Annotated in this window: 21 protein-coding genes, 2 tRNA genes and 1 pseudogene; all 24 read left to right on the top strand. The window is 68.7% G+C overall.

The annotated features are described in order from the left end of the window. Positions 1–44 precede the first annotated feature (44 nt). The 24 genes and pseudogenes from trpB (at position 45) to rimP (ending at position 23,630) form a co-directional block, all read left to right on the top strand. Positions 45–1,259, top strand: a complete 1,215-nt coding sequence (trpB, locus tag AAG688_RS10360) for a tryptophan synthase subunit beta (protein ID WP_411832192.1) — start codon at positions 45–47, stop codon at positions 1,257–1,259. A gap of 180 nt (positions 1,260–1,439) precedes the next feature. After that, positions 1,440–2,243, top strand: coding sequence for a tryptophan synthase subunit alpha (trpA, locus tag AAG688_RS10355; protein ID WP_411832191.1), 804 nt, complete (start codon positions 1,440–1,442; stop codon positions 2,241–2,243). 313 nt (positions 2,244–2,556) lie between these two features. Continuing rightward, positions 2,557–3,450 (top strand): acetyl-CoA carboxylase, carboxyltransferase subunit beta, encoded by an 894-nt coding sequence (gene accD, locus AAG688_RS10350; RefSeq protein WP_411832190.1) that lies wholly within the window; start codon positions 2,557–2,559, stop codon positions 3,448–3,450. Next, positions 3,447–4,805 carry a phosphoglucosamine mutase gene (glmM, locus tag AAG688_RS10345; protein ID WP_411832189.1) on the top strand — a complete coding sequence of 453 codons (1,359 nt, stop codon included), beginning with the start codon at positions 3,447–3,449 and terminating at the stop codon, positions 4,803–4,805. The genes accD and glmM overlap by 4 nt, the downstream gene beginning before the upstream one ends. A 70-nt stretch (positions 4,806–4,875) precedes the next feature. Then, complete coding sequence (locus AAG688_RS10340; protein WP_411832188.1) at positions 4,876–5,844, top strand: isopenicillin N synthase family dioxygenase; 969 nt, start codon at positions 4,876–4,878, stop codon at positions 5,842–5,844. Positions 5,845–5,983: 139 nt separating this feature from the next. Beyond that, entirely contained in the window at positions 5,984–6,739 is a 756-nt protein-coding gene (gene tpiA, locus AAG688_RS10335; RefSeq protein WP_411832187.1) for a triose-phosphate isomerase, read from the top strand. 51 nt (positions 6,740–6,790) lie between these two features. Further along, positions 6,791–7,228, top strand: coding sequence for a preprotein translocase subunit SecG (gene secG / locus AAG688_RS10330; protein ID WP_411832186.1), 438 nt, complete (start codon positions 6,791–6,793; stop codon positions 7,226–7,228). 49 nt (positions 7,229–7,277) lie between these two features. After that, a tRNA-Leu gene (locus tag AAG688_RS10325) sits at positions 7,278–7,362 on the top strand. Positions 7,363–7,723: 361 nt separating this feature from the next. After that, positions 7,724–8,080, top strand: a complete 357-nt coding sequence (locus AAG688_RS10320) for an NADH-quinone oxidoreductase subunit A (protein WP_411832185.1) — start codon at positions 7,724–7,726, stop codon at positions 8,078–8,080. Further along, entirely contained in the window at positions 8,071–8,625 is a 555-nt protein-coding gene (locus AAG688_RS10315) for a NuoB/complex I 20 kDa subunit family protein (protein ID WP_411832183.1), read from the top strand. The genes AAG688_RS10320 and AAG688_RS10315 overlap by 10 nt, the downstream gene beginning before the upstream one ends. Positions 8,626–8,666: 41 nt before the next feature. Then, on the top strand, positions 8,667–9,425 hold the full coding sequence (locus AAG688_RS10310; RefSeq protein WP_411832182.1) for an NADH-quinone oxidoreductase subunit C: 759 nt from the start codon (positions 8,667–8,669) through the stop codon (positions 9,423–9,425). After that, the gene (locus AAG688_RS10305) at positions 9,422–10,723 is read left to right on the top strand and encodes an NADH-quinone oxidoreductase subunit D (RefSeq protein ID WP_411832181.1); all 1,302 of its coding nucleotides are present in this window, start codon (positions 9,422–9,424) and stop codon (positions 10,721–10,723) included. Before AAG688_RS10310 ends, AAG688_RS10305 begins: the two co-directional genes overlap by 4 nt. Next, the gene (gene nuoE / locus AAG688_RS10300) at positions 10,720–11,247 is read left to right on the top strand and encodes an NADH-quinone oxidoreductase subunit NuoE (protein ID WP_411832180.1); all 528 of its coding nucleotides are present in this window, start codon (positions 10,720–10,722) and stop codon (positions 11,245–11,247) included. Before AAG688_RS10305 ends, nuoE begins: the two co-directional genes overlap by 4 nt. Before the next feature lie 4 nt (positions 11,248–11,251). Beyond that, positions 11,252–12,595, top strand: a complete 1,344-nt coding sequence (gene nuoF, locus AAG688_RS10295) for an NADH-quinone oxidoreductase subunit NuoF (protein ID WP_411832178.1) — start codon at positions 11,252–11,254, stop codon at positions 12,593–12,595. A 103-nt stretch (positions 12,596–12,698) separates the two neighbouring features. Then, positions 12,699–14,936, top strand: coding sequence for an NADH-quinone oxidoreductase subunit NuoG (gene nuoG, locus AAG688_RS10290; RefSeq protein ID WP_411832177.1), 2,238 nt, complete (start codon positions 12,699–12,701; stop codon positions 14,934–14,936). Then, entirely contained in the window at positions 14,933–16,024 is a 1,092-nt protein-coding gene (gene nuoH / locus AAG688_RS10285; protein ID WP_411832176.1) for an NADH-quinone oxidoreductase subunit NuoH, read from the top strand. Before nuoG ends, nuoH begins: the two co-directional genes overlap by 4 nt. A gap of 3 nt (positions 16,025–16,027) precedes the next feature. Next, on the top strand, positions 16,028–16,516 hold the full coding sequence (nuoI, locus tag AAG688_RS10280; protein ID WP_411832175.1) for an NADH-quinone oxidoreductase subunit NuoI: 489 nt from the start codon (positions 16,028–16,030) through the stop codon (positions 16,514–16,516). Between the two features lie 10 nt (positions 16,517–16,526). Next, a complete protein-coding gene (locus AAG688_RS10275; protein ID WP_411832174.1) occupies positions 16,527–17,171 on the top strand; it encodes an NADH-quinone oxidoreductase subunit J in 645 nt (214 codons plus the stop codon). Continuing rightward, complete coding sequence (gene nuoK / locus AAG688_RS10270) at positions 17,168–17,473, top strand: NADH-quinone oxidoreductase subunit NuoK (protein ID WP_411832173.1); 306 nt, start codon at positions 17,168–17,170, stop codon at positions 17,471–17,473. Before AAG688_RS10275 ends, nuoK begins: the two co-directional genes overlap by 4 nt. Positions 17,474–17,489: 16 nt before the next feature. Further along, positions 17,490–19,704 (top strand): annotated as a pseudogene (gene nuoL / locus AAG688_RS10265) (NADH-quinone oxidoreductase subunit L). 33 nt (positions 19,705–19,737) lie between these two features. Further along, on the top strand, positions 19,738–21,249 hold the full coding sequence (locus AAG688_RS10260) for an NADH-quinone oxidoreductase subunit M (RefSeq protein WP_411832172.1): 1,512 nt from the start codon (positions 19,738–19,740) through the stop codon (positions 21,247–21,249). Positions 21,250–21,258: 9 nt separating this feature from the next. Continuing rightward, entirely contained in the window at positions 21,259–22,704 is a 1,446-nt protein-coding gene (gene nuoN, locus AAG688_RS10255) for an NADH-quinone oxidoreductase subunit NuoN (protein ID WP_411832171.1), read from the top strand. A 60-nt stretch (positions 22,705–22,764) separates the two neighbouring features. Further along, positions 22,765–22,841, top strand: a tRNA-Met gene (locus tag AAG688_RS10250). A 168-nt stretch (positions 22,842–23,009) separates the two neighbouring features. Next, complete coding sequence (rimP, locus tag AAG688_RS10245; RefSeq protein ID WP_411832170.1) at positions 23,010–23,630, top strand: ribosome maturation factor RimP; 621 nt, start codon at positions 23,010–23,012, stop codon at positions 23,628–23,630. The last annotated feature ends 2 nt before the right edge of the window (positions 23,631–23,632 follow it).

Genomic DNA, 23,632 nt, shown 5'->3' with positions numbered 1-23,632 from the left:
TGTGCGCTAGAGTGAATCCCCGAATCCGCCCGCCCGCACAGCCCATGTCCACCGCCGTCGCCGACTTCCATGCCTATCCCGACGCCACCGGCCATTTCGGCCGCTACGGCGGGCGCTTCGTCGCCGAGACGCTGATCGGCCCGTTGCAGGAACTGGCGGCGGCCTACGACGCGGCCCGGGTCGATCCGGCCTTCGTGGCGGCCTTCGACAAGGATCTGAAGCACTACGTCGGCCGGCCCAGCCCGATCTACGAGGCCGAGCGGCTCTCGCGCGAGGTCGGCGGCGCGCGCATCCTGCTCAAGCGCGAGGACCTGAACCACACCGGCGCGCACAAGATCAACAACACCATCGGCCAGGCGCTGCTGGCCAGCCGCATGGGCAAGACCCGCATCATCGCCGAGACCGGCGCCGGCCAGCACGGCGTGGCCAGCGCCACCGTGGCCGCGCGGCTGGGGCTGGAATGCGTGGTCTACATGGGCGCCACCGACATCGAGCGGCAGAAGATCAACGTCTACCGGATGAAGCTGCTCGGCGCGACGGTGGTGCCGGTGACCAGCGGCTCGGCCACGCTGAAGGACGCGCTCAACGAGGCGATGCGCGACTGGGTCACCCACGTGCACGACACCTTCTACATCATCGGCACCGTCGCCGGCCCCGACCCGTACCCGCGCATGGTGCGCGACTTCAACGCGGTGGTCGGCCGCGAGGCGCGCCTGCAGATGCTGGAGGACTACGGTTGCCTGCCGGACGCGATCACCGCCTGCGTCGGCGGCGGCAGCAACGCCATCGGCCTGTTCCATGCCTTCCTCAACGATGCTTCCGTGCGCATCGTCGGCGCCGAGGCCGCGGGCGACGGCATCGACACCGGCCGCCACGCCTCGTCGCTGGCGGCCGGGCGACCCGGCGTGCTGCATGGCAACCGCACCTACGTGATCTGCGACGACGACGGGCAGATCACCGAGACCCATTCGATCTCCGCCGGCCTGGACTACCCCGGCGTCGGCCCCGAGCACGCCTTCCTCAAGGACAGCGGCCGCGCCGAATACGTCGGCGTCACCGACGAGGAGGCGCTGCACGCCTTCCACACGCTGGCGCGCACCGAGGGCATCCTGCCGGCGCTGGAGTCCAGCCACGCCATCGCCCAGGCGATGAAGCTGGCGCGCGAGCTGCCGAAGGACGCGCTGGTGCTGTGCAACCTGTCCGGGCGCGGGGACAAGGACGTGCACACCATCGCCGCGCGCGAAGGCATCGCGCTGTAGCGATTTATCCCTTCTCCCATCGGGAGAAGAGCCTGCCCCGTACTTGATACGGGGTGGCGCGCAGCGCCGGATGAGGGCAACGGGATCGTGATGCCTGCACCGTGTGTGACCCGGTTGTCCCTCACCCCAACCCCTCTCCCGATGGGAGAGGGGCTTTCGCAACATACTCGAGAGAACGCCATGACCCGCCTCGAAACCAGATTCGCCGAACTCAAGGCCGCCGGCCGCAAGGCGCTGATCCCGTTCGTCACCGCCGGCGATCCGTCGCTGGAGGCCACCGTGCCGGTGATGCACGCGCTGGTCGAAGCCGGTGCCGATGTGATCGAACTGGGCGTGCCGTTCTCCGACCCGATGGCCGACGGGCCGACCATCCAGCGCAGTTCCGAGCGTGCGCTGGCGCGGGGGGCGGGGCTGCGCTACGTGTTGGAGGCGGTGGAGGTATTCCGCCGGCAGGACGCCGTCACGCCGGTCGTGCTGATGGGCTATCTCAACCCGGTCGAGATCCACGGTGCCGAGCGCTTCGCCGCCGAGGCGACGGCGGCCGGCGTCGATGGCGCATTGCTGGTGGACCTGCCGCCGGAAGAGGCCGACGAAACCCGCGCCCTGTTCGACCGGCACGGGCTGGCGCTGGTCGCGCTGGCCGCCCCGACCACCAGCGCCGGGCGCCTGGCGATGCTGTGCGACACCGCGCGGGGCTACCTGTACTACGTCAGCTTCACCGGGGTGACCGGTGCGTCGGAACGGCTGGACACTGCCGCCGCCGGCCAGCACCTGCGCCAGATCCGCCAGCGCTCCCGGGTGCCGGTGGTGGCCGGCTTCGGCATCAGGGACGCCGCCAGCGCGCGCGCGATGGCGGCCGATGCCGACGGCGTGGTGGTCGGCAGCGCGCTGGTGAGCGTGCTGGCCGAGGCTGGCGACGGCGCCGAGGCCGCCTCGCGCGCGGCGGCCTTCCTCGCGCCGCTGCGAGCCGCGCTGGACGGCTGATTGGACGGCTGACCGCTCACCGGCGCCGGGCCACGGATCCGGCGGATTGCCGGGATAGCCCAGCGAGCTTCGCTCCACGAAAAGCGATGACAACCCACCTGCCCTTGTAGCGCCGAGCTTGCTCGGCGGGGACATTGCAGCAGGAAAGCCCCAGCGGAGCGAACTCCGCCCTACCGGCCGCAGGGCCTGTTCAGCAACCGGGAAGCCACCGCCAGCCGCCGCATCGTGGCCGGCCGCGTTGGCCCATGCCCGTTTCGCTAGAATGCGATCCCTTGGCCGCCCGGCGGCCGCGCGAACGGAAACCTCATCCCGCATGAGCTGGCTCAGCAAACTCATGCCCTCGGGCATCCGCACCGAAGGCAAAACCCAGAACAAGACCAAACGCAGCGTCCCGGAAGGACTGTGGGAGAAGTGCGACCGCTGCGGCGCGGTCCTGTACCGCCCCGAGCTGGAGGAGAACCTGGAGGTCTGCCCGAAGTGCAGCTTCCACATGCCGATCCGCGCGCGCGCGCGGCTGGCGGCGCTGTTCGACCCCGGCAGCACCAGGGAAATCGGCGCCGCGCTCGGCCCGACCGACGTGCTCAAGTTCAGGGACCAGAAGAAGTACGCCGACCGCATCAAGGCCGCGCAGAAGGGCACCGGCGAGCGCGACGCGCTGATCACGCTGCAGGGCCAGGTCAAGGGCCGCGCGCTGGTCGCCAGCGCGTTCGACTTCGCCTACATGGGCGGCTCGATGGGCTCGGTGGTCGGCGAGCGCTTCTCGCTGGGCGCCGAGAAGGCGCTGGAGATCGGCTCGCCGTTCGTGTGTTTCTCGGCCAGCGGCGGCGCGCGCATGCAGGAGAGCCTGTTCTCGCTGATGCAGATGGCCAAGACCTCGGCCGCGCTCGGCCGGCTGCGCGCGGCCGGGCTGCCCTACATCTCGGTGATGACCCATCCGACCACCGGCGGCGTGTCGGCCAGCTTCGCGATGCTGGGCGACATCAACATCGCCGAGCCGGAGGCGCTGATCGGCTTCGCCGGCCCGCGCGTGATCGAGCAGACCGTGCGCGAGACGCTGCCGGAAGGCTTCCAGCGCTCAGAATTCCTGCTCGAGCACGGCGCCATCGACCAGATCTGCGACCGCCGCGAGCTGCGCGACCGCCTGTCCGACCTGCTGGCGATGATGATGAAGCAGCCGAGGCCGCAGGACGCCGAGGTGATTGCGTGAGCAGGCGCTACTTCGGCACCGACGGCATCCGCGGCAAGGTCGGCGAGGGCGTCATCTCGGCCGACTTCGTACTGCGCCTGGGCAACGCGCTGGGCCGCGTGCTCAACCGCGGCACCCAGGAGGACGGCGGCGTCCGCCCGGTGGTGGTGATCGGCAAGGACACCCGCATCTCCGGCTACATGTTCGAGGCCGCGCTGGAGGCCGGGCTGGTCGCCGCCGGCGTGGACGTGCAGCTGATGGGGCCGATGCCGACCCCGGCGGTGGCGTTCCTGACCCGCACGCTGGGCGCCGACGCCGGCATCGTCATCAGCGCCTCGCACAATCCGCACCACGACAACGGCATCAAGTTCTTCTCCGCCGAGGGCGAGAAGCTCGACGACGCCACCGAACTGGCCATCGAGGCCGCGCTGGACGAAGACTTCGCCACCGTCGAGTCCGAGCGGCTGGGCAAGGCGCTGCGCACCCGCGACGCGGTCGGCCGCTACATCGAGTTCTGCAAGGCCAGCGTGCCGCGCGGTTTCGACCTTCGCGGGCTCAAGGTGGTGCTGGACTGCGCGCACGGCGCGACCTACCACATCGCGCCGCTGCTGTTCCGCGAGCTGGGCGCCACCGTCATCGCCATCGGCGACGCGCCGGACGGACTCAACATCAACGCCGGCGTCGGCTCGATGCACATCGACAACCTGTCGCGCAAGGTGCGCGAGAGCGGGGCCGACCTGGGCATCGCCTTCGACGGCGACGGCGACCGCGTGCTGATGGCCGACGACCAGGGCAACCCGGTCGACGGCGACGACCTGCTGTACGTGCTGGCGCGCGACTGGCAGGCGCGCGGCCGCCTGCGGGGCGCGGTGGTCGGCACGCTGATGACCAACTACGGGCTGGAACGCGCGCTGGCCGGGCAGGGCATCGACTTCGTCCGCGCCAGGGTCGGCGACCGCTACGTCCACCAGAGGCTGGTCGAGGGCGGCGGCGTGCTCGGCGGCGAGGCCTCCGGCCACCTGCTGTGCCTGGACCGCGCCACCACCGGCGACGCCATCGTCAGCGCCCTGCAGGTGCTGGAGGCGCTGCGCCGCAACGGCCAGAGCCTGCGCCAGGCGCTGGCCGGCATCGCCAAGCTGCCGCAGAAGACCGTCAACGTCCGCCTGGCCAACGGCGCGCGCCCGGCCGAGGCCGAGAGCGTGAAGGCCGCGCTGGCGCAGGCGCAGGCGGCGGTGGCAGGGCGCGGACGCGCCTTCCTGCGGCCCTCGGGCACCGAGCCGGTCGTGCGCGTCACCGTCGAGGCCGACGACGACGCGCTGATGCAGTCCACCCTGGAACGGCTGGCCGAAGCCGTCCGCGCCGCCGCCGCGCATTGACGCCCCATCCATGACCATCGGGCGGCTGCGTGTCCATGACCGCCGCCCGCGCCCTTCTTCCGGAGCCTTCATGACCTCGCGCATTCCCACCCTCGACATCCGCCGTTTCGTCGAACCGTCCAGCCCGGCCGACCGCGACGCCTTCGTCGCCGAACTCGGCGCGGCCTACCGCCAGTGGGGCTTCGCCGGCATCCGCAACCACGGCATCGAGCAGGCGCGCATCGACGCGGCCTACGACGCGTTCCAGAGGTTCTTCGCGCTGCCCGAGGAAACCAAGCTGAAATACCACGTCCCCGGCGGCGGCGGCGCGCGCGGCTACACCCCGTTCGGGGTGGAGACCGCCAAGGACTCCAAGCACTTCGACCTCAAGGAGTTCTGGCACATCGGCCGCGAGATTGCCGACGATTCGCAGTACCGCGGGGTGATGCCGCCGAACCTGTGGCCGGACGAGGTGCCGGGCTTCCGCGAGCACGGCTACGGCCTGTACCAGGCGCTGGACCAGCTGGGCGCGCGGGTGCTGTCGGCGCTGGCGCTGCACATCGGCCTGCCGGAGGACTGGTTCGCCGACAAGACCGACTCGGGCAACTCCATCCTGCGCCCGATCCACTACCCGCCGATCACCGGCGACGCGGCTTCCATCGAGAATCTTCCCAACGTGCGCGCCGGCGCGCACGAGGACATCAACCTCATCACCCTGCTGGTCGGCGCCAGCGCCGCCGGCCTGGAGGTCAAGTCCAGGCAGGGCGAGTGGGTGCCGTTCACCTCGGATGCCGACACCATCGTGGTCAACATCGGCGACATGCTGCAGCGCCTGACCAACCACGTGTACCCGTCCACCACCCACCGCGTGGTCAACCCGCCGGGCGATCTGGCGCGCCAGCCGCGCTACTCGGTGCCGTTCTTCCTGCATCCCAACCCGGATTTCCTGATCGACGTGCTGCCGTCCTGCGTGAGCGCGGACAACCCCAGCCGCTATCCCGAACCGATCACCGCGCAGGGCTACCTGGAGGAGCGGCTGCGCGAGATCAAGCTGAAATAAGGCCCGCGGGCGGCAACCCGCATCGCCTCCGGTCCCGCCACGCGCACCCGTGCGCATGGCGGGACGCGCCGCCCGGGCGGTTCGGTATTGCGGGCATATCGGCTATCCTTGCGCGCCGAACTGGACAGGAAATGGTCTCATGCGTCGCAAGATCGTGGCGGGCAACTGGAAACTGCACGGCGACCGCGCCTTCGCCTCCGCGCTGATGGACGAACTGGTCGCCGGCCTGCCGCCGGAAGGCGTGGAGGTGGTGATCCTGCCGCCGCTGCCGTACCTGGGCGAGCTGATCGAAGGCTACGGGCCCAGGGGCGTGCGCTTCGGCTCACAGGACGTCAGCTGCAACGAGAAGGGCGCCTACACCGGCGAGGTCTCGGCCTCGATGCTGGTCGACGTCGGCGCCGCCTACGGCCTGGTCGGGCACTCCGAGCGCCGCCAGTACCACAACGAGAGCAGCGAGCTGGTCGCGCGCAAGTTCGTCGCCGCCCGCAAGGCCGGGCTGACCCCGATCCTGTGCGTCGGCGAGACCCTGGCCCAGCGCGAGGCCGGCCAGACCGAGGCGCGCATCCAGAAGCAGATCGAGGCGGTGTTCGACGCCGCCGGCCCGCAGGCCTTCGACGGCGCGGTCATCGCCTACGAGCCGGTCTGGGCCATCGGCACCGGCCGGACCGCCAGCCCGGAGCAGGCGCAGGCGGTCCACGCCTTCATCCGTGGCGAAGTGGCCGCGCGCGATGCTAGAATCGCCGATTCGCTGCCCCTGCTGTACGGCGGCAGCGTCAAGCCCGACAACGCCGCGGAACTGTTCGCCCAGCCCGATGTCGATGGTGGGCTGGTGGGCGGCGCTTCGCTGGTCGCCCGCGACTTCCTCGCCATCGCGCAGGCGGCGGCGCAGGGCTGAATCATCGGGCCGGCCCGTGCCGGCCCCGCAACCGTATCGAGACGAACTGGAATGATGCTGATCCTCAACGTGGTCTACGTGCTGGTCGCCATCGCGATCATCGCGCTGGTGCTGATGCAGCGCGGCTCCGGCGCCGCGGCGGGCTCGGGTTTCGGCGCGGGCGCCTCCGGCACCGTGTTCGGCGCGCGCGGCGCGTCCAACTTCCTGTCCAAGAGCACCAAGTGGCTGGCGGTGGTGTTCTTCGGCATCAGCCTGTTCATGGCCTGGTACGCGACCCACAACGCGCGGCCGGCGCAGCAGCAGGACCTGGGCGGCAGCGTGATGACGCAGTTGCCGGCGGCACCGGCCTCGGCGCCGGGCGAACTGCCCTCGACCGTGCCCAGCGCGCCGATCGCAGCGCCGGCCGGGCAGGGCTCCAGCGTCCCGGCCGCACCGCCGCAGGCCGCTCCCGAAGTCGGGCGCCCGACCGCGCCGCAACAGGGCGATTGAACGACTACAATAGCGACATCCGCGCCGGCGCCGCCGGTGCGACAGCATTGCCCAGGTGGCGGAATTGGTAGACGCACTACCTTGAGGTGGTAGCGACGAGAGTCGTAGGGGTTCGAGTCCCCTCTTGGGCACCAATCCGGCGGAATGCCAGCAAGGCCTTCCGCGAGCAATACCGACGAAGGCCCGCCCCGCGCGGGCCTTTGGCGTTTTCCAGCCTTTTCGGCAGGCTGCAAGCGTTTACTAGGCAGTTCACGAACCGCTACAATTCCGCCTGTTCATCGTCGTCCCGGTACGTGCTGCGGAAGGGCGGCGATGATGGCATCCGCCGCAGCCGGTCCCGGTGCGCGGATTGGCCGGGATGCCGGATTCGGAGCGCGCTTGCGCAAGGCCGCGGAATCGGCGGTTCAATCGGTGAAATGCGAACCTTTCGCAAGGTCTGGCGCGACAGCGTGTAGACTGCGCGGCGGGCAGGTTAGGACAAGAGAGAAACGTAGCGTGCTGGCCAACTATCTGCCCACCCTGTTGTTCCTGATTGTCGGCACCGGCATCGGTGTCGCGCTGATGGTGGCCGGCCGCTTCCTCGGCCCGCGCCGCCCCGACGCGCAGAAGCTCACGCCGTACGAATGCGGCTTCGAGGCCTTCGAGGACGCGCGCATGAAGTTCGACGTGCGCTACTACCTCATCGCCATCCAGTTCATCGTGTTCGACCTGGAAATCATCTTCATCGTGCCGTGGACCCTGGTGTTCCAGGAACTCGGCGCGCGCGCGCTGGTTACGATGGGCCTGTTCGTGGGCATGTTGTTCCTCGGCTTCATCTACGTTTGGAAGAAGGGAGCGCTCGAATGGGAGTGATCCAGACCCTCGATCGCCTGATGACCAACCCGATCCCGGAAGGGCGGGTCGACGACATCCTGCGGCCGGAAGGCGACAACCCGCTGCTGGAGAAGGGCTACGTCACCACCAGCGTCGACGCGCTGCTCAACTGGGCGCGCACCGGCTCGATGTGGCCGATGACCTTCGGCCTGGCCTGCTGCGCGGTGGAGATGATGCACGCCGGCACCTCGCGCCTGGACCTGGACCGCTACGGCGTGGTGTTCCGCCCGTCGCCGCGCCAGTCCGACGTGATGATCGTGGCCGGCACCCTGGTCAACAAGATGGCCCCGGCGCTGCGCAAGGTCTACGACCAGATGCCCGATCCCAAGTGGGTCATCTCGATGGGCAGCTGCGCCAACGGCGGCGGCTACTACCACTATTCGTACTCGGTCGTGCGCGGCTGCGATCGCATCGTGCCGGTGGACGTCTACGTGCCGGGCTGCCCGCCGACGGCCGAGGCGCTGGTCTACGGCATCCTGCAATTGCAGAAGAAGATCTGGCGCACCCAGACCATCGCGCGCTGATTCCCCTTTCGTCCTTCAACTGACAGAGCACGCCACGCCCCATGGCTGAGCAAGCTGCAAACTTCATAGACCGGCTGCGCGCGCGCTTCGCGGACGCGACGGCCACCGTCGCCGCGCCGCGCGGCGAGGCCACGCTGGAAGTCGCCGCCGCCGACTGGCACGCGACCTGCCTGGCGCTGCGCGACGAGTTCGGCTTCGAGCAGGCCGTCGACGTCTGCGGCGTGGACTACCTGGGCTACGGCAGCGACGAGTGGGATACCTCCGACGTGTCTTCCGGCGGCTTCAGCCGCGGCGTCGAGGGCAAGGCGATGGGCCGCTTCGCCTGGGGCGAGTTCCCCAGCGCCGAGGAAGGCGAGCTCGGCGTGCAGCCGATGGACGTGCCGCAGAAGCGCTTCGCCGTGGTCCTGCACCTGCTGTCTTACCGGCACAACCGCCGCCTGCGCGTGCGCTGCTTCGCGCCCGACGACGGCCTGCCGGTGGTCGCCTCGGTCACCGACATCTGGGCCGGCGCCAACTGGTTCGAGCGCGAGACCTTCGACCTGTACGGGATCATCTTCGAGGGCCACCCGGACCTGCGCCGCATCCTCACCGACTACGGCTTCGTCGGCCACCCGTTCCGCAAGGACTTCCCGCTGATCGGCAACGTCGAGGTGCGCTACGACGCGGAGAAGAAGCGCGTGGTGTACGAACCGGTGACCTCGGTCGAGCCGCGCGTGGGCGTGCCGCGGGTGATCCGCGACGACGCCCGCTACCAGACCGCCGCCGGCGAGAGCGCCGCGCGCGAGGGCAGCCCCAAATGAGCGAGCAATCCCACACCGCCTTCGCCAGCAACCCTTCCGAGGGCCGGCAGGAAATCCGCAACTACACGCTGAACTTCGGCCCGCAGCACCCGGCCGCGCACGGCGTGCTGCGCCTGATCCTGGAAATGGACGGCGAGACCGTGGTGCGCGCCGATCCGCACGTCGGCCTGCTGCACCGGGGCACCGAGAAGCTGGCCGAGTCCAAGCCGTTCAACCAGTCGATCGGCTACATGGACCGCCTGGACTACGTGTCGATGATGTGCAACGAGCACGCCTACGTGCGCGCCATCGAGACCCTGATGGGCATCGAGGCGCCGGAGCGCGCGCAGTACATCCGCACGATGTTCGACGAGATCACCCGCATCCTGAACCACCTGATGTGGATCGGATCCAACGCGCTCGACCTCGGCGCGATGGCGGTGATGCTGTACGCGTTCCGCGAGCGCGAGGAGTTGATGGACTGCTACGAGGCGGTCAGCGGCGCGCGCATGCACGCGACCTACTACCGTCCCGGCGGCGTCTATCGCGACCTGCCCGATCGCATGCCGCGGTACAAGGAATCGCCCTGGCGCAAGGGCGCCAAGCTGAAGCAGTTCAACGCCGCGCGCGAAGGCTCGCTGCTGGACTTCCTCGACGACTTCACCCGCGAGTTCCCCAAGCGCGTGGACGAGTACGAGACGCTGCTGACCGACAACCGCATCTGGAAGCAGCGCACCGTCGGCATCGGCGTGATCTCGCCGGAGCAGGCGCGCGCCTGGGGCATGACCGGCGCGATGCTGCGCGGCTCGGGCATCGAATGGGACCTGCGCAAGAAGCAGCCCTACGCCAGGTACGACGCGGTCGATTTCGACATCCCGGTCGGCGTCAACGGCGACTGCTACGACCGCTACCTGGTCCGCGTGGCCGAGATGCGCCAGTCCAACCGCATCATCAAGCAGTGCGTGGACTGGCTGAAGGCCAACCCGGGCCCGGTGATGGTCAGGAACTTCAAGGTCGCGCCTCCCTCCCGCGAGGAGATGAAGGACGACATGGAAGCGCTGATCCACCACTTCAAGCTGTTCTCGGAAGGCTATTGCGTGCCGGCCGGCGAGACCTACGCGGCGGTGGAAGCGCCCAAGGGCGAGTTCGGCTGCTACCTGGTCTCCGACGGCGCCAACAAGCCGTTCCGCGTGCACCTGCGCGCGCCGGGCTTCGCGCATCTTTCGTCGATGGACGCCGTCGTCAAGGGCCACATGCTGGCCGACGTGGTGGCGATGATCGGCACCTATGATCTTGTTTTCGGTGAGGTGGACCGATGAGGGCCACGGGTAATTTCGAGGCGACGCAGCACGTCGATCCGCTGGTGGTGCTGAGCGATGCGACGCGCGCGCACATCGACCACTGGCTGACCAAGTTCCCGCCGGACCGCAAGCGTTCGGCGGTGCTGCAGGGGTTGCACGCGGCGCAGGAGCAGAACGGCGGCTGGCTGTCCGACGAGCTGATCGCCGCGGTGGCCAGGTACCTGGGCCTGCCGCCGGTTTGGGCCTACGAGGTCGCCAGCTTCTACTCGATGTTCGAGACCGAGAAGGTCGGCCGCAACAACGTCGCCTTCTGCACCAACATCAGCTGCTGGCTCAACGGCGCCGAGGACCTGGTCGCGCACGCGGAGAAGAAGCTCGGCTGCAAGCTGGGCGAATCCACCGCCGACGGCCGCGTCTACCTCAAGCGCGAGGAAGAATGCGTGGCCGCGTGCTGCGGCGCGCCGGTGGTGGTCATCAACGGCCACTACCACGAGAAGCTCACCCCGGCCCAGGTCGACGAGCTGCTGGACGGGCTGGAGTAAGCGCATGGCACATCATTCCCACACGTCCGAAGGCTACGGCCCGGTCGGCCCGGCGCCGAAGGAGCACCAGGCGGTCTACACGACGCTGCACTTCGACAAGCCGTGGTCGTACGAGAACTACCTGAAGACCGGCGGCTACCAGGCGCTGCGCAGGATCCTCACCGAGAAGATCCCGCCGGCCGACGTGGTCGAGATGGTCAAGCAGTCCGGCCTGCGCGGCCGCGGCGGCGCGGGCTTCCCGACCGGCCTGAAGTGGAGCTTCATGCCCAAGGGCGAGATGCAGAAGTACATCCTCTGCAATTCCGACGAGTCCGAGCCGGGCACGGCCAAGGACCGCGACATCCTGCGCTACAACCCGCACGCGGTGATCGAGGGCATGGCGATCGCCTGCTACGCCACCGGCTCGACCGTGGGCTACAACTACCTGCGCGGCGAGTTCCACCACGAACCGTTCGAGCACCTGGAGGAAGCCACCGCCGAGGCCTACGCCAATGGCTGGCTGGGCAAGAACGTGCTCGGCTCGGGTATCGACATCGACATCTACAACGCGCTCGGCGCCGGCGCCTACATCTGCGGCGAAGAGACCGCGCTGATGGAGTCGCTGGAAGGCAAGAAGGGCCAGCCGCGCTTCAAGCCGCCGTTCCCGGCCAACTTCGGCCTGTACGGCAAGCCGACCACGATCAACAACACCGAGACCTACGCCTCGGTGCCGGCGATCGTGCGCAACGGCCCGGAGTGGTTCCTCAACCTCGGCAAGCCCAACAACGGCGGCTGCAAGATCTTCTCGGTGTCCGGCCACGTCAACCGCCCGGGCAACTACGAGATCCGCCTGGGCACCTCGTTCGTCGAACTGCTGGAAATGGCCGGCGGCGTGCGCAACGGCAACCGGCTGAAGGCCGTGATCCCGGGCGGATCGTCGATGCCGGTGCTGCCGGGCGAGACGATGATGGGCCTGACGATGGACTACGACAGCATCCAGAAGGCCGGCTCCGGCCTCGGCTCGGGCGCGGTCATCGTGATGGACGAGACCACCTGCATGGTGCGCGCCTGCCAGCGCATCAGCCGCTTCTACTTCAAGGAAAGCTGCGGCCAGTGCACGCCGTGCCGCGAAGGCACCGGCTGGATGTACCGCATGATCACCCGCGTGGTCGAGGGCAAGGCCACGCTGGAGGACCTGCATACGCTGAAGGCCGCCGCCGGCCAGATCGAGGGCCACACCATCTGCGCGTTCGGCGAGGCCGCCGCGTGGCCGGTGCAGGGCATGCTGCGGCACTTCTGGCATGAATTCGAGTACTACATCGTCAACGGTCGCTCGATCGTCGATGGGAAGTTGGGAGTGGCGGCATGAACATGGTGATGAGGCCAGAGGCCAGAGGCCAGAGGCCGGTGACAGCATTCACGAGCACTTCCCTGATCCCTGACCTCTGGCTCCTGGCCCCTGGAGTTGCGGCATGAGCGCGCAACCCACAAATCCCGCTATTCCGCCCGATCACGTCACCGTCGAGATCGACGGGCAGGCGCTGGTCGTGCCGAAGAACTCGATGATCATCCAGGCCGCCGACAAGGCAGGCATCCCGATCCCGCGCTTCTGCTACCACGACAAGCTCGCCATCGCGGCCAACTGCCGCATGTGCCTGGTCGACGTGGAGAAGATGCCCAAGCCCGCGCCGGCCTGCGCCACGCCGGTGATGGACGGCATGAAGATCGCCACGCGCAGCGAGAAGGCGCTGAAGTCGCAGCGCAACGTGATGGAGTTCCTGCTGATCAACCACCCGCTCGACTGCCCGATCTGCGATCAGGGCGGCGAGTGCGAGCTGCAGGACCTGTCGCTGGGCTACGGCCGCTCGGTCAGCCGCTTCAACGAGCGCAAGCGCGTGGTGCCGGACGAGGACATCGGCCCGCTGGTCGCCACCGAGATGACCCGCTGCATCCAGTGCACGCGCTGCATCCGCTTCACCGCCGACATCGCCGGCACCTACGAGCTGGGCGGCATGTACCGCGGCGAGAACCTGCAGATCGGCACCTACGACGGCAAGCCGCTGACCACCGAGCTGTCCGGCAACGTCATCGACGTGTGCCCGGTCGGTGCGCTGACCAACAAGGTGTTCCAGTTCCGCGCCCGCCCGTGGGAGCTGACCGCGCGCGAATCCATCGGCTACCACGACGCGATGGGCTCCAACCTGTTCCTGCACGTGCGCCGCGGCGAAGTGCTGCGCACCGTGCCGCGCGAGAACGAGGCGGTCAACGAGTGCTGGCTGTCCGACCGCGACCGCTACTCGCACCAGGGCCTGCTGGCCGAGGACCGCGCCGTGCGCCCGCTGCTGCGCGAGGGTGATGGCTGGCGCGAAGCCAGCTGGGCCGAGGGCCTGGCCGCGGCGGCCGCGATCCTGCGCGCGCAGTCCGGCGACGAGATCGGCGTGCTGGCGCATCCGGCCACCTCCAGCGAGGAGGGCGGGCTGCTGGCGCTGCTGGCCTCCGGCCTGGGCAGCGGCAACCTCGACCACCGCATCTTCAACCGCGACTTCTCCGACGGCGCGGTCGCCCAGCCGTTCGCGCTGTCGCTGGCCGAGGTCGAGCAGGCCGACGTCGTCGTCGTGGTCGGCAGCAACATCCGCCACGAGCTGCCGCTGTTGCATGCGCGCCTGCGCAAGGCGCAGACCAAGCGCAACACCCGCATCCACGTGGTCAACCCGGTCGACTTCGACTTCACCTTCGACATCGCCGGCAAGCGCATCGTGCCGCCGTCGCGGCTCGCCGCGGCGCTGGACGACGCGGCGCTGCGCGAGGCCGCCTCGGGCGCGCGCAAGGCGGTGGTGATCGTCGGCGGCATCGCCGAGAACCATCCGCAGGCGGCCGCCATCCGCGCCGCCGCCTCGGCGTTCGCCGCGGCCACCGGCGCGGCGCTGTGCCGCATCCCGCAGGGCGCCAACGCGCTCGGCCTGGCCCGCGCCGGCGTGCTGCCGTCGCGGCGCGACGTCGCGGCGATGTTCGCCGAGCCGCGCAAGGCCTACCTGATCTACGGCATCGAGCCGGGCCTGGACTTCGCCGAGGGCGGCGCCGCGCAGAAGGCGCTGAAGGCGGCCAAGGTCGTCGCGTTCAGCCACTACGCGTGCAAGTCCACCCGCAACGTCGCCGACGTGATCCTGCCGATCGGCGCGCTGCCGGAAATCGAGGCGACGCTGACCAACCTGGACGGCGTCGAACAACGCACCCAGGCCGGCGGCAAGCTGCCGGGCGAGGCCCGCGAGGGCTGGCGCGTGCTGCGCGCGCTCGGCGGTGAACTGCAACTGGCCGGCTTCGGCTTCACCGACATTGCCGGCGCGCGCGCCGCAGGCGCGGGCGTGGCGCCGGCCACGGTCGCAACCTCGGCCGTGCCGCAAGCGGCGAAGGAAGGACTGGAACTGGCGGTCAGCGCCGCGATCTACCGCACCGACGCGGTGGTGCGCCGCGCTGCGGCCCTGCAGGCGCATCCGCTCAACCTCGCGCCGCGGCTGGTGCTGAATCCCGCCGACGCGCAGGCGGCGGGCCTGCAGGCGGGCCAGGTCGCCAAGGTCGGCGGCGGCGACGGCGCGGCGACCCTGCCGGTGGCGGTGGACGCGCGGGTGGCGCCCGGCGCGGCCTGGATCGAGAGCGGCCACGGCGCGACCTCGCCGCTGGGCGCCGGACGCGTAACGGTGGTGGGCGCATGAACGAGTTGCTGATCAATGCCGTCGGGCCGCTGCGCGACTGGCTGCTGGGGCTGGGCGACATCGGCGCGGTGCTGTGGATCGTGCTGAAGATCCTGGCGATCGCCGTGCCGGTGATCGTCGCGGTGGCGTTCTACGTGGTGTGGGAGCGCAAGCTGATCGGCTGGATGCACGTGCGCCACGGGCCGATGTACGTGGGCATGGGCGTGTTCCAGGCCTTCGCCGACGTGTTCAAGCTGCTGTTCAAGGAAGTCATCCAGCCCAGCAGCGCGCACAAGACCATGTACATCCTGGCGCCGCTGATCGTGCTGGCGCCGGCGTTCGCCGCCTGGGCGGTGGTGCCGTTCGATTACCAGGTGGTGCTGTCCAACGCCAACGCCGGCCTGCTGTACCTGCTGGCGATGACCTCGCTGGGCGTGTACGGCGTGATCATCGCCGGCTGGGCGTCGAACTCGAAGTACGCCTTCCTCGGCGCGATGCGCTCGGCCGCGCAGGTGGTCAGCTACGAGATCGCGATGGGCTTCGCGCTGGTCGGCGTGCTGATCGCCGCCGGCAGCCTCAACCTGACCGATATCGTGATGGCGCAGGCCGGCAACGCCGGTCCGTTCGAGTGGTTCTGGCTGCCGCTGCTGCCGCTGTTCGTCGTCTACTGGGTGTCCGGCGTGGCCGAGACCAACCGCTCGCCGTTCGACGTGGTCGAGGGCGAGTCGGAAATCGTCGCCGGCCACATGGTCGAGTACTCGGGCGCGGCGTTCTCGCTGTTCTTCCTGGCCGAATACGCCAACATGATCCTGATCAGCTTCCTGATCTCGATCTTCTTCCTCGGCGGCTGGCTCAGCCCGCTGCAGGGCCTGTCCGTGGCCGACGTCTCGCCGTGGGTGGACTGGATCTGGAAGGGCGGCTGGCCGTGGCTGCTGATGAAGGTGGCGTTCTTCGCCAGCGCCTACATCTGGTTCCGCGCCAGCTTCCCGCGCTACCGCTACGACCAGATCATGCGGCTGGGCTGGAAGGTGTTCATCCCGCTGACCATCGCCTGGATCGCGGTGACGGCGTTGATGGTGTTCTTCGGCGTGTTCGAGAAGGGTGTGTAAGAGATGAACAAGGTTGCGCACTACTTCAGGAGCCTGCTGCTGCTGGAACTGATGCAGGGGCTGTGGCTGACGCTGAAGTACACCTTCAAGCCGAAGTACACCATCATGTACCCGATGGAGAAATTCCCGCAGTCGCCGCGCTTCCGCGGCCTGCACGCGCTGCGCCGCTATCCCAACGGCGAGGAGCGCTGCATCGCCTGCAAGCTGTGCGAGGCGGTCTGCCCGGCGCTGGCCATCACCATCGACTCGACCCGGCGCGAGGACGGCACCCGCCGCACCACCCGCTACGACATCGATCTGTTCAAGTGCATCTACTGCGGCTTCTGCGAGGAGAGCTGCCCGGTCGATTCGATCGTCGAGACGCACATCCTCGAATACCACTTCGACAAGCGCGGGCAGAACGTGGTGACCAAGCCGCAACTGCTGGCCATCGGCGACCGGCTCGAGGCCGAGATCGCCGAGCGCCGCGCCGCCGACGCCGCCTTCCGCTGAGGTCCGAGAAATGGATTGGGTCAATATCGCTTTCTGGATCTTCGCCGCTTCCGCCGCGCTCGCCGCCGGCGGGGTGATCAGCGTGCGCAACCCGGTGCATGCCGTGCTGTGCCTGATCCTGACGTTCTTTTCGGTGGCCTGCGTGTGGCTGCTGGTCGGCGCCGAGTTCCTCGGCGTGGCGCTGATCCTGGTCTACGTCGGCGCGGTGATGGTGCTGTTCCTGTTCGTGGTGATGATGCTGGACATCGACATCGCCGCCGTGCGCGAGGGCTGGGTCAGGTTCCTGCCGGCCGGGTTGGTGGTGGCGGTGGTGATGCTGCTGCAGATGCTCGCGCTGATCGGCATCAAGGCCAAGTCGGCCGCGCCGTTCCCGGACAACGCCGCCGCCGCGGCCGCCGACGTCTCCAACACCGCCTGGCTGGCGCGCCGCCTGTTCACCGAGTTCCTGCTGCCGTTCGAGTTCGCCGCGGTGATCCTGACCGTGGCGGTGGTGGCGGCGGTGATGCTGACCCTGCGCAAGCGCCCCGGCAACAAGACCCAGAATCCTTCCGAGCAGTCGCGCGTGCGCGCGGCCGATCGCGTCCGCCTGGTCAAGATGGCGGCCGAGAAGCCCGCGCCCGTTGCCGATGCCGGCGAAGGGGAGGCCAAGCCATGATCACCCTCGGACACCTGCTGGCGCTGGGCGCGGTGCTGTTCTGCATCAGCCTGGCCGGCATCTTCCTCAACCGCAAGAACGTCATCGTGCTGCTGATGTCGATCGAGCTGATGCTGCTGTCGGTCAACATCAACTTCGTCGCCTTCTCGCGCGAGCTGGGCGATTCGGCCGGGCAGATTTTCGTGTTCTTCATCCTGACCGTGGCCGCGGCCGAGGCCGCCATCGGCCTGGCCATCCTGGTCGCCCTGTTCCGCACCCGGCGCACGATCAACGTGGCCGAAGTCGATACGCTCAAAGGCTGATGCTCCGATGACTGGTCTGGAAGTCCTCTCCAAGAACGTGCTGCTGGCCATCGTGCTGGCGCCGCTGCTGGGCAGCATCGTCGCCGGCGTGTTCGGCCTGGCAGGTGGGGCGCGCCGGCGCGCACACCGTCACCATCCTCGGCGTGGCGGTGAGCTGCGCGCTGTCGTGCTGGGTGCTGTACCAGCTGGCCGTGCAGGGCGCCGCGCCGTTCAACCAGAACGTCTACACGCTGTTCGAGGTGGGCAACTACGCCGGCCACGTCGGCTTCATGGTCGACAAGCTGACCGCGATGATGATGGTGGTGGTCACCTTCGTCTCGCTGCTGGTGCACGTCTACACCATCGGCTACATGGCCGAGGACCCGGGCTACCAGCGCTTCTTCAGCTACATCTCGCTGTTCACCTTCTCGATGCTCATGCTGGTGATGAGCAACAACTTCCTGCAGCTGTTCTTCGGCTGGGAGGCGGTGGGCCTGGTGTCGTACCTGCTGATCGGCTTCTGGTTCAAGCGGCCGAGCGCGGTGTTCGCCAACATGAAGGCGTTCCTGGTCAACCGCGTCGGCGACTTCGGCTTCCTGCTCGGCATCGCCTGCGTGCTGCTGCTGTTCGGCACGTTGGACTACGCCACCGTGTTCGCCAACGCGACCATGCTGGTCGGCGTCGACCTGCCGGTGTGGTCGGGCGCGATCGGCCTGTTCGGCAAGACCTGGCAGGTGCTGGACCAGCCGCTGCTGTGGCCGGCCGCCACGGTCATCTGCATCTGCCTGTTCATCGGCGCGATGGGCAAGTCTGCGCAGGTGCCGCTGCACGTGTGGCTGCCCGACTCGATGGAAGGCCCGACCCCGATCTCGGCGCTGATCCACGCCGCCACGATGGTGACCGCGGGCATCTTCATGGTGGCGCGGATGTCGCCGCTGTTCGAGCTGTCGCAGACCTCGCTGGACTTCGTGCTGTTCATCGGCGCGACCACCGCGTTCTTCACCGGCCTGATTGGCATCGTGCAGAACGACATCAAGCGCGTGGTGGCGTACTCGACGCTGTCGCAGCTCGGCTACATGACCGTGGCGCTGGGCGTGTCGGCGTACTCGGCGGCGGTGTTCCACCTGATGACCCACGCCTTCTTCAAGGCGCTGCTGTTCCTGGCCGCCGGCTCGGTGATCATCGGCATGCACCACGAGCAGGACATGCGCAAGATGGGCGGCCTGCGCAAGTACATGCCGATCACCTGGATCACCAGCCTGATCGGCACGCTGGCGCTGGTCGGCACGCCGTTCTTCTCGGGCTTCTACTCCAAGGACAGCATCATCGAGGCGGCCAAGCACCACAACCAGCGCGCCGGCGAACTCGCCACCCAGTTGCACGACCTCGGCGCGATGGTGCCCGAGTCCGTGGTGGCCGCCGCGCCCAGCCCCTGGGTCGCCACCTACGGCTACTGGGCGGTGCTGCTGGGCGTGCTGGTGACCAGTTTCTACAGCTTCCGCCTGCTGTACCTGACCTTCCACGGCCGCGAGCGTTTCCGCGACGAGCACCATCCGCACGTGCACGAGGATCACGGCGACTCGGATCACACCGACGCCGAGGCGCAGGTGCATGCCGACGAGCGCGAGCACCACGGCGCGCACGAGCCGCACGAATCGCCGTGGGTGGTGACCGTGCCGCTGATCCTGCTGGCGATCCCGTCCATCTTCATCGGCTTCTTCACCATCGGGCCGATGCTGTTCGGCACCGACTGGAGCGGCCACCACGCGCGGCTGCCGTTCTTCCTCGGCGCGATCGATTTCATCGATCCGGCGCGCGACACGCTGGCGGCGCTGAAGGAACACTTCCACGGACCGGTGGCCTTCGCCACCCACGGCTTCGTCACGCCGGCGTTCTGGCTGGCGTTCGCGGGCTTCGCGCTGGCCACGCTGCTGTACCTGGTGTTCCCGGACGTGCCCGGCCGGCTGCGGCAGAAGCTGGCGCCGCTGGTGCGCATCCTGGAGAACAAGTACGGCATGGACGACCTGTGGATCGGCGGCCTGGCCGGCGGCGGCCTCAAGCTGGGCAAGCTGTCGCGCGGCATCGACAGCAGGCTGATCGACGGGGTGGTGGTCAACGGCAGCGCGCGCCTGGTCGACCTGGCCGCCAGCCTGCTGCGCCGTACCCAGTCCGGCTACCTCTACCACTACGCCTTCGCGATGATCCTCGGCCTGATTGTGCTGCTGGCCGTGCTCATCCGGTTTTGGCAATGAACGCCCTGGCGCTGAACTGACGGAATACCACACGTGTCGAACTGGCCCCTGCTTAGCCTCCTGATCTGGTTGCCCATCCTGGGCGCCGTGGCCGTGCTCGCGCTGGGTGGCGCGCGCGCGGGCGCTGCGCGCTGGCTGGGCATCGCGGTCGCGCTGCTCACCTTCATCCTCAGCCTGGGCCTGTGGACCGGCTTCGACGCCGCCGACCCGGGCATCCAGTTCGTCGAGAAGCACGCGTGGATCCCCGCGTTCGACATCTGGTACGCGCTCGGCGCCGACGGCATCGCGGTGGCGCTGATCCTGCTGACCACGGCGGTAACCGTGCTGACCCTGCTCGGCGCGTGGACCTCGGTGGAGAAGCGGGTCAACCAGTACGTGGCGGCCTTCCTGATCCTCGAGGGCGTGACGGTCGGCATCTTCGCCGCCACCGACGCGATGCTGTTCTACGTGTTCTTCGAGGCGATGCTGATCCCGATGTTCCTGATCATCGGCGTGTGGGGCGGCCCGCGCCGCATCTACGCGGCGATGAAGTTCTTCCTGTACACCTTCCTCGGGTCGGTGTTCATGCTGGTGGCGCTGATCTACCTGTACCTGAAGGGCGGCAGCTTCCAGCTGGCCGACCTGTACGCGCTGCAGCTCGATTCCGGCGAGCAGACCTGGCTGTTCTTCGCCTTCCTGATCGCCTTCGCGGTCAAGGTGCCGATGTTCCCGGTGCACACCTGGTTGCCGGACGCGCACGTCGAGGCGCCGACCGCCGGCTCGGTGATCCTGGCCGCCATCGCGCTGAAGATCGGCGGCTACGGCCTGCTGCGCTTCAACCTGCCGATCGTGCCGGACGCCTCGTACGAATGGGCCGGTTTCGTCATCGCGCTGTCGCTGATCGCGGTGGTCTACGTCGGCCTGGTCGCGCTGGTGCAGGACGACATGAAGAAGCTGATCGCCTATTCGTCGGTCTCGCACATGGGCTTCGTGACCCTGGGCGTGTTCATCGCGATGGGGCTGGTGCGCGACTACGGCAACCTCGACGGCGCGCGGCTGGGCCTGCAGGGCGCGATGGTGCAGATGATCTCGCACGGCTTCATCTCCGGCGCGATGTTCACCTGCGTCGGCGTGCTGTACGACCGCATGCACACCCGCATGATCAAGGACTACGGCGGCGTGGCCAACGTGATGCCGTGGTTCGCGGTGTTCTTCGTGCTGTTCGGCATGGCCAACTCGGGCTTGCCGGGCACCAGCGGCTTCGTCGGCGAGTTCATGGTGATCGTGGCCAGCTTCCAGAAGCACCCGCTGATCGCGCTGGCCGCGGCCAGCACGCTGATCATCGGCGCGGCCTACACGCTGTGGCTGGTGCGCCGGGTGATGTACGGCGAGATCGGCAACGCGCACGTGGCCGCGCTGAAGGACGTCAACCCGCGCGAGGCGCTGGTGCTGGGCCTGTTCGCCGCCGGCGTGCTCGCGATCGGCATCTATCCCAAGCCGCTGACCGACCTGATGGAACCCTCGATCGCGAACCTGGCGATGCAGCTCGCCAACAGCAAGCTGTAAGGAACAACGATGACGCAGATGCTACCCACCGCCGCCGACCTGCTGCCGCTGTTGCCGGAGGTGACCCTGATCGCCGGCGCCTTCGCGCTGCTGATGCTGGATCTGTTCCTCGACGATCGCCGCCGCATCGTCACCCATGCGCTGGCGCTGGCGCTGCTGGCGGCGGTGCTGTTCATGATCTACGCCGGCGTGGGCGGGCAGGGCGAAGCGTTCAACGGCATGTTCGTGCGCGACGTGATGGCCAACGTGACCAAGCTGGCGATCGTGCTGGTCGGTGGCCTGTCGCTGATCTACGCCTGGCCGTACCTGCGCGAGCGCAAGCTGTACCCCGGCGAGGTGCCGGTGCTGGTGCTGCTGGCCACCGCCGGCATGATGATGCTGGTCTCGGCCGGCAACCTGGTGATGGTCTACCTGGGGCTGGAACTGCTGGCGCTGTGCTCGTACGCGCTGGTCGCGCTCAACCGCGACGACGGCCTGTCGGCGGAAGCGGCGATGAAGTACATCGTGCTCGGCTCGATCGCCTCGGGCCTGCTGCTGTACGGCATGTCGCTGGTCTACGGCACGACCGGTTCGCTGGACCTGGGCGAGATCCAGCAGGCCGTCCTCGATCCCGGCGACAAGCCGATGCTGCTGACCGGCCTGGTGTTCATGGTCGCCGGCGTGGCGTTCAAGCTCGGCGCGGCGCCATTCCACATGTGGCTGCCCGACGTCTACCACGGCGCGCCGACCCCGGTGACGCTGTTCATCAGCACCGGCCCCAAGCTGGCCGCGTTCGCGATGGCCTACCGCCTGCTCGACAACGCGCTGGCGCCGACCGTCGAGTACTGGCAGTGGCTGCTGGCCGGACTGGCCGCCGCCTCGCTGGTGATCGGCAACATCGTCGCCATCGCGCAGACCAACCTCAAGCGCATGCTGGCCTATTCGACCGTCTCCCACGTCGGCTTCCTGCTGCTGGGCCTGGTCGGCGGCGGCCCGCAGGGCTATGCGGCGGCGCTGTTCTACGCCATCGCCTACGCGCTGATGTCGGCGGCCTCGTTCGGCGCCATCGTGGTGCTGTCGCGGCAGGGCTTCGAGGCCGATCGCATCGACGACTTCAAGGGCCTGGGTTCGCGCAACCCGTGGCAGGCGTTCCTGGTGCTGTGCGTGATGGCCTCGCTGGCCGGCGTGCCGCCGTTCCTGGGCTTCTGGGCCAAGCTGCTGGTGCTGGGCGCGGCGCTGAAGGCCGGCTTCCTGTGGCTGGCGATCCTGGGCGTGGTCTGCGCGGTGATCGGCGCGTTCTACTACCTGCGCGTGATCAAGGTGATGTACTTCGACGAGCCGGTCGGGCAGGCGCAGCCGCCGCGCCCGGGCCGGGCGGTGCCGGTGGTGTTCGGCGTCAACGCGCTGGCGCTGCTGGCGCTGGGCTTCGCCTGGAATCCACTGATGTCGTGGTGCCAGCAGGCGTTCGCCGGCTGAACATTTGTTGCGGAATGGGCTTGCAATAAACGCGCCGCATCCGCATAATTCCGCTTCTGCTGCGGGGTGGAGCAGTCTGGCAGCTCGTCGGGCTCATAACCCGAAGGTCGCAGGTTCAAATCCTGCCCCCGCTACCAAGTTTTCAGGCCCGGCGGCCTGGTCATGCCAGCCGCCGGTCCTCGTGAAACTCGGGCACGCAACGACGCATGTTCCCGTCGTTGCACCGGAATCCAGCGTATCGGACAAAGGGCCCATCGGGCCCTTTGTTGTTTCTGCAATCCAACGACGGACGACAAGGTCACCATTTGAGCGACAAGGCCAACCAGATCGCGAACCTGCTGGCTCCCACGGTCCAGGCCCTGGGGCTGGAACTGCTGGGCGCCGAATACCTGCCGGCGCCGGGCGGGGCGACGCTGCGCCTGTACATCGACGTGCCCGGGGCCGAGCAGGACAGCCGCGCGGTCGGCATCGACGACTGCGAGGCGGTCAGCCGCGAGGTGTCGGCGCAATTGGACGTGGAAGACCCGATTTCCGGCAACTACACGCTGGAGGTGTCCTCGCCCGGCATCGACCGGCCGCTGTTCACGCCGGCGCAGTTCGCCCGCCACCTGGGCCAGAAGGCCAAGGTGGCGCTGAAGCTGCCGCAGGACGGCCGGCGCCGCTTGCAGGGCGTCATCGCCCGCATCGAAGGCGACAGCATCGTGTTCGTGGTGGACGCGGCCGAGCTGGCCGTGGCGTTCGACAACATCGACAAGGCGCGGCTGGTCCCCGACTGGGCCGCGCTGGGGCTGGCGCCGGAAAAGCCTTCCGGCAGGAAGGCCAGGCCCACCGATTCCAAACCCGGTACTGCCAGGCCGTCTTCCGGCGGGCAGGCCAACAGGCAAAAACCCAAACAACCGGCGGCCCGCAAGCCGCGCGCGGAGTGAAA

The organism is Pseudoxanthomonas mexicana (genome assembly GCF_046736355.1).
Classification (GTDB): Bacteria; Pseudomonadota; Gammaproteobacteria; order Xanthomonadales; family Xanthomonadaceae; genus Pseudoxanthomonas_A; species Pseudoxanthomonas_A mexicana_B.
This window is presented reverse-complemented; position numbering and strand designations above follow the sequence as displayed.